Source organism: Mycoplasmopsis bovirhinis (assembly GCF_900660515.1).
GTDB lineage: Bacteria > Bacillota_I > Bacilli_A > Mycoplasmatales > Metamycoplasmataceae > Mycoplasmopsis > Mycoplasmopsis bovirhinis.
The window spans coordinates 697,957-712,823 of the sequence record NZ_LR214972.1; the positions used below are offsets into that span (position 1 = coordinate 697,957).

At 28.4% G+C, this 14,867-nt stretch carries 17 protein-coding genes and 11 tRNA genes; 27 read left to right on the forward strand and 1 reads right to left on the reverse strand.

Annotation, left to right across the window (positions count from 1 at the left end; translation table 4 throughout):
* Positions 1-212: 212 nt before the first annotated feature.
* The 27 genes from EXC44_RS02860 (at position 213) to EXC44_RS02985 (ending at position 13,329) form a co-directional block, all read left to right on the forward strand.
* Positions 213-476, forward strand: coding sequence for a hypothetical protein (locus tag EXC44_RS02860; RefSeq protein ID WP_129621769.1), 264 nt, complete (start codon positions 213-215; stop codon positions 474-476).
* A 187-nt stretch (positions 477-663) separates the two neighbouring features.
* Positions 664-1,560: a hypothetical protein gene (locus tag EXC44_RS02865; RefSeq protein ID WP_129621772.1), complete on the forward strand. Its 897-nt coding sequence runs from the start codon at positions 664-666 to the stop codon at positions 1,558-1,560.
* Positions 1,526-2,008, forward strand: coding sequence for a hypothetical protein (locus tag EXC44_RS02870; RefSeq protein ID WP_165001849.1), 483 nt, complete (start codon positions 1,526-1,528; stop codon positions 2,006-2,008). Before EXC44_RS02865 ends, EXC44_RS02870 begins: the two co-directional genes overlap by 35 nt.
* Positions 2,009-2,076: 68 nt before the next feature.
* On the forward strand, positions 2,077-2,223 hold the full coding sequence (locus EXC44_RS03930) for a hypothetical protein (RefSeq protein ID WP_165001850.1): 147 nt from the start codon (positions 2,077-2,079) through the stop codon (positions 2,221-2,223).
* A gap of 378 nt (positions 2,224-2,601) precedes the next feature.
* Positions 2,602-4,104 carry a S8 family serine peptidase gene (locus tag EXC44_RS02875; RefSeq protein WP_129621776.1) on the forward strand — a complete coding sequence of 501 codons (1,503 nt, stop codon included), beginning with the start codon at positions 2,602-2,604 and terminating at the stop codon, positions 4,102-4,104.
* The gene (locus tag EXC44_RS02880) at positions 4,091-5,395 is read left to right on the forward strand and encodes a hypothetical protein (RefSeq protein WP_129621778.1); all 1,305 of its coding nucleotides are present in this window, start codon (positions 4,091-4,093) and stop codon (positions 5,393-5,395) included. The genes EXC44_RS02875 and EXC44_RS02880 overlap by 14 nt, the downstream gene beginning before the upstream one ends.
* 570 nt (positions 5,396-5,965) lie before the next feature.
* The gene (gene secY, locus EXC44_RS02885; protein ID WP_129621779.1) at positions 5,966-7,396 is read left to right on the forward strand and encodes a preprotein translocase subunit SecY; all 1,431 of its coding nucleotides are present in this window, start codon (positions 5,966-5,968) and stop codon (positions 7,394-7,396) included.
* Complete coding sequence (locus EXC44_RS02890) at positions 7,390-8,028, forward strand: adenylate kinase family protein (RefSeq protein ID WP_099309586.1); 639 nt, start codon at positions 7,390-7,392, stop codon at positions 8,026-8,028. The genes secY and EXC44_RS02890 overlap by 7 nt, the downstream gene beginning before the upstream one ends.
* Before the next feature lie 69 nt (positions 8,029-8,097).
* Positions 8,098-8,847, forward strand: coding sequence for a type I methionyl aminopeptidase (gene map, locus EXC44_RS02895; protein ID WP_129621780.1), 750 nt, complete (start codon positions 8,098-8,100; stop codon positions 8,845-8,847).
* Between the two features lies 1 nt (position 8,848).
* Positions 8,849-9,067, forward strand: coding sequence for a translation initiation factor IF-1 (gene infA, locus EXC44_RS02900; RefSeq protein ID WP_129621899.1), 219 nt, complete (start codon positions 8,849-8,851; stop codon positions 9,065-9,067).
* Positions 9,068-9,081: 14 nt separating this feature from the next.
* Positions 9,082-9,195 carry a 50S ribosomal protein L36 gene (gene rpmJ / locus EXC44_RS02905; protein WP_099309583.1) on the forward strand — a complete coding sequence of 38 codons (114 nt, stop codon included), beginning with the start codon at positions 9,082-9,084 and terminating at the stop codon, positions 9,193-9,195.
* Between the two features lie 14 nt (positions 9,196-9,209).
* Entirely contained in the window at positions 9,210-9,578 is a 369-nt protein-coding gene (gene rpsM, locus EXC44_RS02910) for a 30S ribosomal protein S13 (RefSeq protein WP_120160353.1), read from the forward strand.
* A gap of 2 nt (positions 9,579-9,580) precedes the next feature.
* Complete coding sequence (gene rpsK / locus EXC44_RS02915) at positions 9,581-9,970, forward strand: 30S ribosomal protein S11 (RefSeq protein ID WP_129621781.1); 390 nt, start codon at positions 9,581-9,583, stop codon at positions 9,968-9,970.
* A 24-nt stretch (positions 9,971-9,994) separates the two neighbouring features.
* Entirely contained in the window at positions 9,995-11,035 is a 1,041-nt protein-coding gene (locus tag EXC44_RS02920; protein ID WP_223213753.1) for a DNA-directed RNA polymerase subunit alpha, read from the forward strand.
* A 1-nt stretch (position 11,036) separates the two neighbouring features.
* Entirely contained in the window at positions 11,037-11,408 is a 372-nt protein-coding gene (gene rplQ / locus EXC44_RS02925) for a 50S ribosomal protein L17 (protein WP_120160351.1), read from the forward strand.
* 211 nt (positions 11,409-11,619) lie between these two features.
* Positions 11,620-11,696: transfer RNA gene (locus EXC44_RS02930), tRNA-Pro, on the forward strand.
* Positions 11,697-11,702: 6 nt separating this feature from the next.
* A tRNA-Ala gene (locus EXC44_RS02935) sits at positions 11,703-11,779 on the forward strand.
* A gap of 7 nt (positions 11,780-11,786) precedes the next feature.
* A tRNA-Met gene (locus EXC44_RS02940) sits at positions 11,787-11,863 on the forward strand.
* 14 nt (positions 11,864-11,877) lie between these two features.
* Positions 11,878-11,953, forward strand: a tRNA-Ile gene (locus EXC44_RS02945).
* Positions 11,954-11,961: 8 nt separating this feature from the next.
* Positions 11,962-12,054 (forward strand) — tRNA-Ser (locus EXC44_RS02950).
* A gap of 26 nt (positions 12,055-12,080) precedes the next feature.
* Positions 12,081-12,157: transfer RNA gene (locus tag EXC44_RS02955), tRNA-Met, on the forward strand.
* Between the two features lie 2 nt (positions 12,158-12,159).
* Positions 12,160-12,235, forward strand: a tRNA-Asp gene (locus tag EXC44_RS02960).
* Positions 12,236-12,240: 5 nt separating this feature from the next.
* Positions 12,241-12,316 (forward strand) — tRNA-Phe (locus EXC44_RS02965).
* A gap of 65 nt (positions 12,317-12,381) precedes the next feature.
* Positions 12,382-12,455: transfer RNA gene (locus EXC44_RS02970), tRNA-Gly, on the forward strand.
* A gap of 110 nt (positions 12,456-12,565) precedes the next feature.
* The gene (locus EXC44_RS02975; RefSeq protein WP_129621782.1) at positions 12,566-13,081 is read left to right on the forward strand and encodes a PTS glucose transporter subunit IIA; all 516 of its coding nucleotides are present in this window, start codon (positions 12,566-12,568) and stop codon (positions 13,079-13,081) included.
* A gap of 46 nt (positions 13,082-13,127) precedes the next feature.
* Positions 13,128-13,203: transfer RNA gene (locus tag EXC44_RS02980), tRNA-Lys, on the forward strand.
* Between the two features lie 50 nt (positions 13,204-13,253).
* Positions 13,254-13,329 (forward strand) — tRNA-Thr (locus EXC44_RS02985).
* 174 nt (positions 13,330-13,503) lie between these two features.
* Here EXC44_RS02985 and tig read toward each other — a convergent pair.
* A complete protein-coding gene (tig, locus tag EXC44_RS02990) occupies positions 13,504-14,817 on the reverse strand; it encodes a trigger factor (RefSeq protein WP_129621783.1) in 1,314 nt (437 codons plus the stop codon).
* Between the last annotated feature and the right edge of the window lie 50 nt (positions 14,818-14,867).

Below are 14,867 nucleotides of genomic sequence, written 5' to 3' on the forward strand. Positions count from 1 at the left end.
ACTCCCAACGGGAGTTTTTTGTTTTCTGCTGTCTTTTTTATAACAAGTTGTACTTAAATATAACAAAAATAAAAAAATATTTACTACCAAAATTAAAGTTTTAAAAGTTAAAAAATAGTTATTCAACAATAAAACACATAATTAATTTCTTTTAATATTCTACAAAAACCTTATAATTTAATTATAAATAGAATTTATAATTAAGGAGTAATATGGTCTGAGATAGGGATGACTTAAATAGAAAAATGATTAAAACTGGAAAATCAATTATTTTTGATAGATTTGTAAATGAAATTGATTTTCATCCAACAATCATTTTCGTTGATGATTTAGGGAATTTATATTATCTTAAAACAAGAGGTGTTTATGATAGAGATGGATTTTTTAGAAACCCAATTAATAATGAAATATTAATAAAAAACACAAAAAAGGTTGCCTTGAAAAGACAGTTATGTTGACATAACTCAAATTTTTAAAATTAGTGAAGAAGATTTTGATAAGGTTTTTGATGAAAAAAATGTTCTTTATTTAAATTAATCTCATTTAAGCCACGAAGATATAACAAAAATTTATAATGGATTATATGAAAATTTATCTCAAGAACCTCCTAAAGTCTCTGTTAGTTTAGTTTTTAAAGATGATGATAAAAAATTTAAATCCTATATGATATATTCTGATGAAAATCTTTTAATCGATGAATTTAGAAGATTAAATAAAAATGTTAAGAATAACCTTAGATATAAAAAATTCATAGATGACGTTATTCAAAACAGGAATACTGATGAAGATTTTAAAGATGAAGTTAAAAATATAAAGAATGCCGTAAGAGATGAATTCCAATATTATGTATATTATTTAAGAGAGAAATTGAAAGAAAATTCTATTATATTTAATGAGTTTGAAGAAAAAATGGAACATGAAGCTTTAATTTTGTGTAATTCAGATAATGAAAAATATTATTTATCAATGCTTGATAAATTGGATTATTGGGGTCAAACATGAGAGTTAAATGATAATCATGTTTTAGTTACAATGAATAAATATAATAATCAAGTTCAAAAATTTATTGATACAACTTCAATTTTTAAAATTAGTGATGCAGATTTTAATAATTTTAATAAAAATAAAACTATATATTTATCATCAAATAGCTTTTCTCAAGAAGATATTAAAAAAATAGTAAATAAAGTGAACGAAAATATAAAAAATAATTTAAATATGAGCTTTATAGAAGTGATTCAATCAGAAGATAAAAACAAATTAGAAGCTAAAAATATTTATAGCACAAAAGAAAAAGTAGATTCAGCTTTAAAAGAAAAATGAATTTTTAAAGAAAAAAAGGATGAAGATTTAGCTTATGAAATTTTATTTACTAGAAACTCTCAAAATACAAATAAAATAGAGAACTTTAAAAAAAGTTTTCGAAGAACGGTATGAAGATATTTTGGAATATCAGCAAGAAAAGGTAAAGACTTTTACAAGGTAGAACTTAGCACCAAAGGGTGCTTTTTTATAAAATTTTTATATGAGCAAATTTGAAAATTGAGTTGAAATAGATAATCAAAAAATGATTAAAAATTGAAATGATGAAGAATATATTTTTAGATCTAAAATTAGATTAGAAAAAAATGAATTTAAGAACTGAAAAGTAAAGAAAATAAAAAGGAGAAAAATAATAATAAATGGTGATGTTTTTGAATATAAATTTGGAGTATATACTGATAAAAGTTTTACTTATTATCATAATGAAAAAACAAAAAGAATTGGTAAAAATAAATATTATCACAAGGATATTTACAACCAATTTAATAAACAAATTTGAGCAAGAAGGAAGAAAAATAATCAAAAATTAATACCAAAATATGTGTTAGATTATCACTTAAAAATAGGCAATTTATCTTATAAGTTTAATAAAAATTTTAATTTTATAATATATAAGAGAAGAAATTTTGTAATATTTTCTAAATATTTTTGTGCATTATTTTTTGCTATAATATCTCTATATTAATTAAATCTAAGAGTAGCAAGACATATAATTTTACACAAAACTTTGCTAAAATAAAATTAAGGAGAGCGATGAAAAAAACAATTTTTAAATTTTTTAGTAGTATTTTTGCTTTTATCTCTATTTTATCGATAAATACTTTTAGCACAACTCCTAAAACTAAAAATTTACACTGATATAACTACTTAAATGACCATAAATTTGAAGTAAGAGAATAAAAATCAATATCTCATTTAAACTTACATCAAGATAGTTTTATACCAGAATATATCGATAATAAATACGAATTAAAATTATTACTTAACCCCGGAATTGAAAGAGATGATGAGAGAATTATTAGTAATTTTAACCAACAATTTATTAAAAAAATAATTAATAATAATTTTAAATATTTATCATATATTTCAAGTACATCAATACCAGCAGTTTGATTTTATTTTGAAAATGAAAAGGAGAGAGAATCTTTTACAAATAAAATAAAAAATTGGGAAGAAGTAGTTAGATTTATTATTTATAAAAACGAATATACATCACACAGGGTAACAGACTCTTTTTTAGAATGAATATATAATCCAACTCCCGACCAAAAAGTTTATATGAGAAAATATGTAAATAACAAAGTAAATATTAACCGATTTGCTGATTCTGTGAGAAGAAGTTTAGCAATGGTTAATGGAGAAAGTTACGAAACACTAGAAGGAAAAGGAAGTAAAATAGGTATTATTGAATTATATCATGCAAATTTTGATCATAATTACGTTACCTTTTTTGAAAAAGGTATAAATTTACAAGAATCAGAATCTAGAGAGAAGCGTGAAGGGCCAGAACATCACTCTACGACTGTTTCTCTTATAGTTGGAAGCAAGCATGGAGTTGATAAAACTTCTAATGTCTATCTTTCTACTGTTTCAACAGATGGAGAATGGAATAAATATCTCGAAAAAATGGTAAAAGAAGATGAAGTAAAAATTATAAATCACAGCTATACATTTGGACAAATAAAATATACAGAACAAGCTTACTTTTTAGACTTTTTAGCTAGAAAATATGGTGTTATCCATGTAATAGCAGCTGGAAATGAATCAAAAAAACCAGGTAAACACAATCATATTGGAGATATTCAATTATCTCTTAATTCAGTTGTTGTTGCTGCATCAAGTGAGGATGCTACAAAAGAAAATATTAGAAGTAGCGGTGTTGCATCATATTCAAATTATAAATTACTTAATGAATACAAAGATTTTGCAAAACCTCTAGTTACTGCACCATCTACATTTTATGAAATAGCATATAATAAAAATGAAATTGGGACTGGGACAAGTTATGCAGCCCCATTTGTTGCTGGCATAATATCTAATTTATTAAAAATAAAACCTACTATTGCTAATAGTGAACATAGGGTTCCTATCATAAAATCTGTTTTATCAGCATCAGCTATTAGGCCAAAGGTACGTAATACTTACTATAAAAATAGTGGTTATGAACGTAAATTTGGGGCTGGAACTGTTGATTTTGAAGGCATGAAACAAGCCGCAAATAATTATAAAATTGTAAGTGTAAGCCCTTCTAGTCAAAGAGACTTTGTTTTATCCAGTGACTCAATAACGCTAGAAGCAGGACAAGAGATCCAATTTGCTGCTTCATGAATGTTTAATGCAGGGCTTTTAAAAACAAAAGAATCAAGGCCAAAATATACACCAAAAAACAACTGATGAAATTCTTTCCTAAATTTCTTTTCTTGATCTAGAAAACAAGCAGAACACGAAGCTGAACTAGCTAGGGTCGAACGAGAGGGTAAGATTTGGGATGCAACACATAATAATGAATGACAATTAAATCAACAAACAGCTAAAGAATTACAATATAATAGGTGATTTAGTCACTATAATCTACGTTTGGAAAGATTAAATGACTATGGTAGATGAGAACTTGTTGTTAATTTGAGAGTGCAAAACAGTAATGATAAATTATTTAGTTATAAAACAGCAAACAGAGGAATTTACAGATATAGAGTTTATAAAAATAGTGTTGATAAATCGACAAATTCTGTTAATGATTTAATTGCAGCAACTCATGTGGTAAGAGATGAAAATAACTAAGAAATTACTATTAAGTTTTACTTCTTTAATTCCTTTTGTAAGTATTTCATGCAATATAATTAAAGAATCAGTGCAAGAAGAATATTATTTTCACTATAAAATTACTGATAATATTAAGGAAATACAAGCAAAAGATAAAGAGGAAATTATTCAATCAATAATAAAATTTAATAAGAATGATAAAAAAGCAAAATATTTCCTTCCAGATATTGGTGAAAATACTTTTCTTCCTGGCAATATTCGAGTTTATAGAACTGAATCTACCTTAAATTCTGGTTTTATTTCAACTATTAAACAGCAAGATAATAAATTTTTAATTATAAAAACCCTTGATGATTTTAATGATTTAGTAATTAATAATTTTAAAACTCAATCTAAATATGCAACAAATTTTAGCGATGAGCAAATTAAGGAGCTTTTTGAGAAATTTTTCCTTAGGGGAAAAGATATTTCTGATATCTTAATGAAGAATCACGTTCGCATACAAGAAACAGATTTATTTTATAACATAGCAAACTTTGAAAAAAATAAAAGTTTTGAAGTCTATAAAGGTTTTGTTCTACCTTTTGAAGAAATAAAGGGAAAAGAGACAAATTATAGTGTTGCCGAAATAGTAATATGAAATGTATCGATAAAAGATAAAAATGGCAAAGATATATATGATAGTAATATGTTCAGTCCACAAGAAAAAGATAAAAGAAAGAGTATAGCATTGGATTTCAGAAATAAAGAAGCAGAGTATGTTAAATCTTCTTATTTTGCTCCAACTTCTTGGAGAAAATCATGACCTAATATGTATAGCAAAGACAATATAAGTTGACTAAATTATGATTTTTTCTCTAAAACTCAATACATGGAAAATAGTAATTTTATTCAAATTAATACACTTGATGATTTTAATAATTTAATTATTAATAATTTTAAAAAACGCCCAAATTATGCTAATTATCTTAATGATAATGAAATAAAGAAACTTTTTGAACATCTTTATCTTATCGATAAAGATGTTAATGAAGTTTTAAAAACAAATAATATTTATATACTTGAAGCTGATAATTATAGTACTAATATATTAAATTTAGAAACTGATGATAGTTTTAAAATTTATACAATAAATTATCTTTACCTTAAAGAAGGTGAAAACTGAAGATCTGCGATATTTTACCCTATTAATTGAAAAGTATTTTTAGTGCCTAAAAATAAATCAGTTACCTTTGTAGATTATCATGGTATATATGATTATCAAGAAATAAAAGAGTTACATAGTATTTTACATTCAAATAAAAATTAAAAGAAGGTTAATTAACATAGCAACCAAAAAAATGTTGCTATTTTTTAGTTTGAAAATTTAACAATTTTTTATATTTTACCAAATTTAAACTTACTTTTTTAACTAATTTTATTTTAAAAGTATTTATTACCTAGGAATTAAGTATATTAATAGGTTTTTTGCCTAAATTTAAAGTTTTTAAGAAAGTTTTTTAAATTTAGAAACCACTTACATATTTATATTTATGACCAATACTAGATAAAGATATTTTATTGATGAATTAAATAGAATTATTGACAAAATACTTTCTTATTTAATTTTCTTTATAAAAAAGATAAATTTCATCATAATTAAATTTCTTATAATGGACATGTTATAAATAGAGTTATTTGTATGTTTTTTTCTAGAGTTTAGTGATAAAATTTTATGAGTTTACTCGAAAGATTACAAGAATTATTTTAAATAGAAATAACTAATTTAAGCATTAATTTAGAAATTAGAGTACTAAGATAATATGTTTTTAAATTTTAATATTTGATTAATCTATTTTTTTTATATAATATAATATATTTTTAATAGATAGGAGTCAAATTGCAAAATTTAACGCTTGCAGTATCGAAATTATTCTATAAATTTAATACAAAATGAAAAGACTTTTGATCACGTAGAGAACTTTGAAAAAAAGCTATTTTTACATTTTTCTTATTAATAATTTTTATAACTGGAACAACTATAACTGCACCATTTATCAAACTTTCAAATACTAATCAAATTAGTGATAATTCATTTTTAAATACACTAAATTTAATTGGTGGTGGAGGATTGCGCCAGTTTTCAATGTTTGCTTTAGGAATTAGCCCCTTTATTAATGCTTCACTGATTATGATGGTCTTGCAATCTAAATTAGTACCACCAATTCATAAAATGAGTCAATCAGGACCACAGGGACGCCGTAAAATTAATATTATGACTCGTTTTATTACTTTAGTTATTGCTTACCCGCAAGCAGTATTTTTAACTCGTTCTTTGTCAACAGGAAGTGCTCGTTCTAGTTTTATTCAAATTACTGGAACTAACATTTTTTCTGAAGCAACAATAGTTTACTTCCTTGTACCAATGATTTTAACAGCTGCTTCATTATTTGCTTTATTTATTTCTGAACAAATAACTAATAAAGGAATTGGTAATGGTACTTCATTAATTATTTTTACTGGGATTGCAGCAAGGTTGCCATTTCAATTTCAATCTGCTTTTGTATACTATATTGGTGATTTAAAGAGTCAAAGTATCGTTGTAGACATTTTAGCTTTTATTGCCTATATTTCTAGTTATTTGTTTGTACTTTTAATCATTGCAATTGTTTATGTGGCAGAAAGACATATTCCAATTCAACAAGTTGGGGCTGGAAGATCAAAAAATAAAAAAGAAATTGGTAAATTACCAATTAAATTAAATCCAGGTGGAATTATGCCAATCATATTTGCAATGATGGTTTTATCATTTCCATCAATGATTGCAAACATTTTACCTGAGACAAATGCAGCAAAACAATGAATTAACATTAACATGCAATTTACTTCACCTTTAGGTTTTGGTTTATTAGTTTCAATTGTATTTTTATTTTCACTGGTTATGGGGATCCAACAATCTAGAGTTGATAAAGTTGCAGAAGATTTCACTAAGAATTCAACTTACATTCCAGGACTTAGACCTGGAGAAGATACTCAAGATTACTTAATTGCAGTAGTATTTAGATTAAGTGTATTTTCATCATTTTATTTAGTGATTTTAGCAAGCATGCAATTTGTGCAAACAATGACGGGCTTGCTACCTACAAGTATTGCTTTTGGTGGTACAAGTTTAATGATTTTAGTATCTACAGCTCTTGAAACAGTTAGTCAACTAAAAGCAAGAAATAAATCAAATAAATTATCATTAGCTAAGCATCAAACATACAAAAACTTAGAATTAGCTAATTCTGATGAAGATAGTATTAATAAAAACGAAGGACTTTTATGATAAAAACAAACTTAATTTTTATGGGCGCTCCTGGAGCTGGCAAAGGAACAGTTGCTGGTATCATTTCACAAGAAACTAATTTAGTTCATTTATCAACCGGGAATATATTCCGCAATGAAATTAAAAATCAAACTGAGCTTGGAAAACAAGTTGAGTATTATGTTAATTCTGGTGGTTACGTGCCAGATGAAGTAACTAATAATATTGTGCTTAATGCAATTAATAACCTAAAAAACCAAGGAAAATACTTTATTTTAGATGGTTATCCTCGTACTAAAGAACAAGCTGAATTTTTAAAAAACCAAACTGGTTTTACGTTTAAGATTATTAAACTAAATGTGCCTAACGAAGTAATTATTGAGCGTTTAAGTGGTCGTAGGTTATGTAAACTTTGTGGCACAAGTTACCACGTTAAATTCCAACCACCAAAAACTCCTGGAATTTGTGACTTAGATCAGAACGAACTTTTTACCCGTGAGGATGATAGTGAGCAAAAAATTGCTACGAGGTTAAAAGTATATCAAGAGCAAACTAAACCACTACTTGATTTTTATGAAACTCAAGCCAATTTCATTTCGATAGATGCCGTAGACAGCCCAAAAGAAGTTTCAGAAAAAGTTTTAGAAAAAATTTAATTTTATGGTAAAATAAAGGTACTTTTAGTAAAGTATCTTTTTTATATTAAATTTTATTTTGGAGACAATATGGCAATTACAATTAAAACTAAAGAACAAATCGAGAAAATTACTAAAAGTTGTCAAATCTTGGCAGAAGTCAAACAAGTAGTTTGAGACTTTATAAGACCAGGGGTTTCTTTAAAAGAAATCGATCAATTAGCTTTTAAAGAAATTATAAAGCGGGGAGCAAAGCCAGCATTTCTAGGTTTATATGACTTCCCAGCAACAGCATGTATATCTGTTAATCAAGAATTGATCCATGGAATCCCATCAAATTATAAGGTTAAAGATGGTGATTTAATTAGTGTTGATTTAGGATGTATATGAGAAGGTTATAATAGTGATAGTGCTTTTACTAAACCAATTGGAAAAGTAACTGAAAATGACTTAAAACTAATTAACGTAGCTAAAGGAGCATTTAAAGTTGGATTAAATGCTATTAAAAAAGGAGCACGAATTGGTGATATCTCATATGCTATTGGTCAATATATTAAAAAGAACAATTTATATACACCAGATGAATTTTCAGGCCATGGCATTGGTTTAGAATTACACGAAGATCCTTACGTTCCAAATGATGGAAAAAAAGGAACTGGTCCATTACTGCGTGATGGAATGGTAATTTGTATTGAGCCAATGATTACACAAAGTCAAGGAATTAAGATTCTTAAAGATGGCTGAACTGTAGTAAGCAAGGATAATAAAAATACCGCTCACTATGAACATACTGTTTTAATTAAAGATGGCAAAGGAATTGTTCTTACGAAAGGAATTTAATTTGGGAAAAGATGCAATAAAATTTAAAGCCATCGTTAAAGAAGCTCATACAATGGATTTATATACTGTTGAATTAGAAGATAACGGTGCAATTATTAAAGCTCATATTTCTGGTAAAATGCGTGTACATCACATTCGTATTTTACCTGGTGACACAGTTGATGTAGAACTTAGTCCTTATGATCTGACACAAGGACGCATTGTCTACAGACACAAATAATATAAGGAGTAACTATGAAAGTTAGAGCAAGTGTAAAAAAAATGTGCAAAGACTGTAAAATGATCAAAAGAAAAGGTGTCAACCGTGTAATTTGTGTACAACCTAAACACAAACAAAGACAAGGTTAAGAAGGGAGTAAAATATGGCTAGAATTCTAAATGTTGAAATTCCTAATAATAAACGTATTGTTATTTCATTAACTTACATTTATGGAATTGGAAAATCATTAGCACAAGAAATTTGCAAAAAAGCAAAGATTAACGAAAATTCAAGGGTTCAAGATTTATCTGAAGAAGAATTATCAAGAATTCGTGAAGAAGCAAAAGCTTACTTAACCGAAGGTGATTTACGTAGAGAAACAACTTTAAATATTAAACGTTTAATGGAAATTAAATGTTATCGTGGAATTAGACACCGTAAAGGTCTGCCAGTACGTGGGCAATCAACTCAAAAGAATGCTCGTACACGTAAAGGTCCTAGAAAAACTGTTGCAGGAAAGAAAGGTAAATAATTATGGCTCGCAAAACTAAAAAGAAAAATATTGTTAGTGGTGTAGCTCACATACACTCGACTAACCAAAATACAATTGTTACCTTTGCAGATGAAAAAGGTAATGTTATTGCTTGAAGTTCATCAGGAGCTATTGGTTATAAAGGAACTAAGAAAAAAACTCCATATGCAGCAGGATTAGCAGCAGCAGCAGCAGCTGAAGCAGCTAAAGAACACGGAATTAAGTCAGTTAAAGTTGAACTAAAAGGTTTAGGCGCAGGTAAAGATGCAGCTAAAAAACAAATCGAAGTATCAGGGATTACAGTTACTGAAATAAAAGATGTTACACCTATTCCTCATAATGGGACACGCCCACCAAAACGTATTTTAAAACGTGAACGTGCTAGAAAATAATTTATAACTAGTTAAGGAATATTTATGACTGACATTAAAACTTTTCAACCACTCTTATATAGAGAAAAACTTGAATATAAAGAAGCTCGTCAAGATGAAGTAACCTTTACTTTATCAGGACTTGAAAGAGGTTTTGGAAACACATTAGGAGTAGCTTTAAGAAGAGTATTATTATCCAATATTACTGCTTTAGCACCATTTTGTGTTAAAATCTCTGGAGTTCAACATGAATTTGGAGCAATTAATGGAGTAATTCAAGACGTTCCATCAATCATCATGAACTTAAGGCAAGTACGTTTCACTTACGACCCTCAATTTGTTGCTGCCGATGAAATTATTAAAGTAAAATTACGTGTAAGCGATGTAGGAAAAGTAACTTCAAAATTAATTGAAGTTGAAACTCCTGGAGTAAATGTAGTTGATGAAAACATTTTTATTGCCGAAACAGTTAAAGAAAATGTTTTAAGAATCGAAATGTACTTAAGAGTTGGACGAGGCTTTATTCCATTTAGTGAAAATAAAGACTTTATCAATGATCCAGAGATACTTATAAAACTTAGCGATCTTTCAGATATTGCAAGCAAAAATCAAGCTGAATTCATCGCAGTTGATTCAGACTTTTCGCCAATTAAAAAAGCTAAATATGAAACTACAGATTTAAATACTTCTTCAGCTAAAATAGAAGAAGAATTAGAATTTTCATTACAAACTGATGGAAGTGTTTCTGCTAAAGAAGCCATTAGGCAAGCATCAAAAATCTTAATTGGAATGTTCCAAGTAATTGGGGATGTTGACAATATGCAAGAAGTTAAGATTTTTGAAGAAGAAAAAAAAGAAGAAGTCCAACCAATTGACGACGATTTAGATATTTCACTTTTAGGATTGTCTGTTCGTTCGCTTAATGCCCTTAGGAAAATTGGAAAACGTAAAATTAGTCAAGTTGCAGAACTTACTCTTGAACAACTTGAAGTAACAAAAAACTTAGGTCGTAAGTCAATTGATGAGATTGTTGAGAAACTTAGAGAACATGGTTATGAATTAGCACAAGGAGAAGAAGAAAAATAATATGGCAAATCCAACACAAATTTATTCACGTGATACGAAATGAAGAACTGGTGTAATGCGTTCACTAGTAAGTGAACTTTATGCAAATGGGTCTATTACTACAACTTTAACTAGAGCAAAAGAAGTAAGAAGACATGCAGAAAGAATGATTCAAAAAGCAAAAAACCCTACTTTAGCTAACCGTCGTATGGTAGCTGGATACTTACGTAAACTAACAGTTAACACCAAAGGTGAAGAAAAAGAACTTTTAAAATATTTATTTGACACAATTGCACCGAAATACAAAGATCGTAACGGTGGATACACTAGAATTATTAGATTACCAAGACGTCAAGGTGATAGCACACGTATGGCAATCATTGAACTTGTTTAATTATTAGTTATGCTTTAATAATAATTTTATTCATATTTAAATATTCAGGTCACCTGAATATTTTTTGTTATCTTTTGTATTTTAAAATATTTTAAAAAAATATTTATGTTTTTGCAAAGTTGTGGTATTATATATAGGCAGCAGGGAAATAATAAAAAATAATTTTTTGTTTTTTAAAAAAGTACTGTATAATAATATAGCCTAAAGTTATGGAGAAGTAGCTCAGCTTGGTAGAGCACTACATTTGGGCTGTAGTGGTCGCAGGTTCAAATCCTGTCTTCTTCACCATTTTATGGGGGGTTAGCTCATTTGGCTAGAGCGCCTGCCTTGCACGCAGGAGGTGGTGGGTTCGAATCCCATACTCTCCACCATATATATGGCACTGTAGCTCAGTTGGTTAGAGCATCCGGTTCATACCCGGAAGGTCAAGAGTTCAACTCTCTTCGGTGCTACCAATCTAATTTATTTTGGACCTATAGCTCAACGGTTAGAGCAACCGGCTCATAACCGGTCGGTTACAGGTTCGAATCCTGTTAGGTCCACCAAAAATAATGGGTGATTACCCAAGTCTGGCTGAAGGGACTAGTCTTGAAAACTAGCAGGGGCTTCACGGCCCGCGGGGGTTCAAATCCCTCATCACCCGCCATTATTATTTAATAAATCTTTTCATATCGCGGAGTAGAGCAGTTTGGTAGCTCGTCGGGCTCATAACCCGAAGGTCATAGGTTCAAGTCCTGTCTCCGCAACCAATGGTCCAGTGGTAAAGTGGTTAATACGCCTCCCTGTCACGGAGGAGAACGCGGGTTCGATCCCCGTCTGGACCGCCATTTTCGGCCCTGTAGCTCAGTTGGTAGAGCAACAGATTGAAGCTCTGTGTGTCGCTGGTTCGATTCCTGCCGGGGCCACCAAAATATTTTAAAAAATAATTATGTTATAAAAATTTTATGCTATAATATTATAGCAATTAAGTAATGCGGGTGTAGTTTAATGGCAGAACTTCAGCCTTCCAAGCTGACTATGAGGGTTCGATTCCCTTCACCCGCTCCATTTCAGTTATGTCCGATTCAAACCTTTAAGGTTTGAATTTTTATTTATTTACTTAATTTATTAAGAAAAACCAGTAAAATAGTTTTAAAGTATTACATCAAGGAGTATTAATGCGTATATTAAATAATTTATTTAAAAAGAAGCAACAAACAATACAGCAACAAATTTATCCAGTTTTTGCTGGTAAAATTAAATTATTAGATAAAGTTTCTAAACAAACTTATGATTATAGTAATCTTGGTCCTGGGTTTGTAATTGAATTTAGTTCTTCTTCTCAAACTATTATTATTAAATCACCCGCAAGTGGTGTTTTAGATCTTGTTTTCCCTTCATTTAATTCATATGTAATTAAAACAAGTGATGGAATTAAAGTCTTAGTTTCATTAGGTATTGATACTTTAAAATGCCCTGAAGCTTTTGAACCTTTAATTGAAGAAGGCAGGGAAGTCAGGGAAGGGGATGCTTTAGTTAAGATGGATTTAAATAAACTTAGAGCTTTAAACTTAATCACTGATGCAATTATTGTCTTATTACCTGAAAGCAATGTTGTAAAGGTGGAATATGATGATTTTATCGAAGGTAGCATAGTTGATTTAAAACAAGCTATTTTAACTGTTTATAAATAACAAAATTTATTTAATTATTTTTTATAGAAAGTGTTATAATAATAGTACATCATTAGCTCAGTTGGTAGAGCAGCTGGCTCTTAACCAGCGGGTCGCAGGTTCAAGCCCTGTATGATGTACCATATCATTATTTTAATGACTGAATAAATAACCTTAAATGGTTTATTTTTATGCACTATTAGCTCAGTTGGCAGAGCATTTGACTCGTAATCAAAAGGTCGCAGGTTCAAGCCCTGTATAGTGCACCAACCTCCAGCGAAAATCTGACTTAAGTGCCAGTTTTTTTATTTGATTTTTATGATGGGCTTTCTGGAATATTAAAACGTAGTTTAAAAGCCCTTTAAAGATCTATTAACAAATAGTTTTGTGTATTTTAAAAAAATATTTAAAAAAGCTTAATTTTAATATTAAGCTTTTTATTATTACTTAGTGATTTTTTTAGCTATAAAGTTTTCAATATCTTTTGATTCTTTTGCTTTACCAATTAATTTAAGTAATTCAATATTGTGAACTAAAAATTCAGAAATGTTTTCCGCTTCAGATTCTTGAGAGTAGTAAGCTAATTTATCTTTAAATTGTTCTTTAGCGGCTTTTTGATCAAATTTTAAGTTCTCTATCATTTTAGATCTTAAAAAGCTAATTGCGGCTGTTTTTTCAGCTGAAGCATTAATTTCATCATCAATAGCTTTTTCAGATGTTTTTAATAGTGAAATATATTCACGTTTTTTAATTCCGAATTGTTCTAAGTTTTTGTTAAATTCGTTTTTAAGTTTTGTAATTTCTTTTTCAAAGAAAATTTTGTTTAATTTAGTTTTTGATTGTTTATAAGCTTCAAAAGCTAATTCTTCAACATATTTAGTTAAAGCTGATGATAAGCCTTCTAAATTTAATTTTAATTCAGTAAGTTTTTCAAAATCTTTTAAGTTTTTAACATTTTTATGACCAAGTTTTTCAAAAACTGAATCATCTAAAGCTAAAGTGCTTTGTCTTAAGATTTTGTGAATTTTAACTTTAAATATTGCCTCTTTACCTGCATATTCTTTTACAAAGTAAGTTGTAGGGAATGTAACATTAACTTCACCTTCATAACCTGTTTTTTTACCTAAAAGTTGATCTTCAAAGCCAGCGATAAACGAATTTGAACCAAGTTCTAATTCATAGTGAGTTGCCTCTCCACCTTCAAAGGCAACATCGTCAATAAATCCTTTAAAGTCTAAAACAACTGTATCTCTTAATTGAGTTTTAGCGGTTTTTTCCTTAACTTCAGTTTTTGTAGTTAAATGACTCGTAAAGTGATTTATATCATCTTTAACATTTTCCTTAGTTACTTTTGGTAATGTTAATTTGATATCTACTTTGCTAAAGTCAACATCGTCAAATGATGGAATTACTGGAAGGTGAACATCTAAGTTAATGTATTCATCGTCTTTATTATCTTCTTGAGATAAATTTAAAATATAGTTAAGAACTTTTAATTTTTTGTCGTCTAAGTATTTAGTTAAATCGTTTCATTTTGAATTAACATAATCTTTAATTAAACGATCTTGCACTGCCAGAATATCTACTCTTTGTAATAATTTTTCCTTTGGTGCTTTTCCAGGTCTATACCCTGGAACTTTAATATTTTTTACTGCTAGATCTAGTGATTTTTGTAATTTAGTTTCAAAATCACTTCGTTCTCATTTTAAAGTCACAAGAACTTCATTTTTGTCTGCATTAAATTTATGTTTAAACATTAATACTCCATTTCTCTAAATATTAAAATATTATACGTATATATATTTTT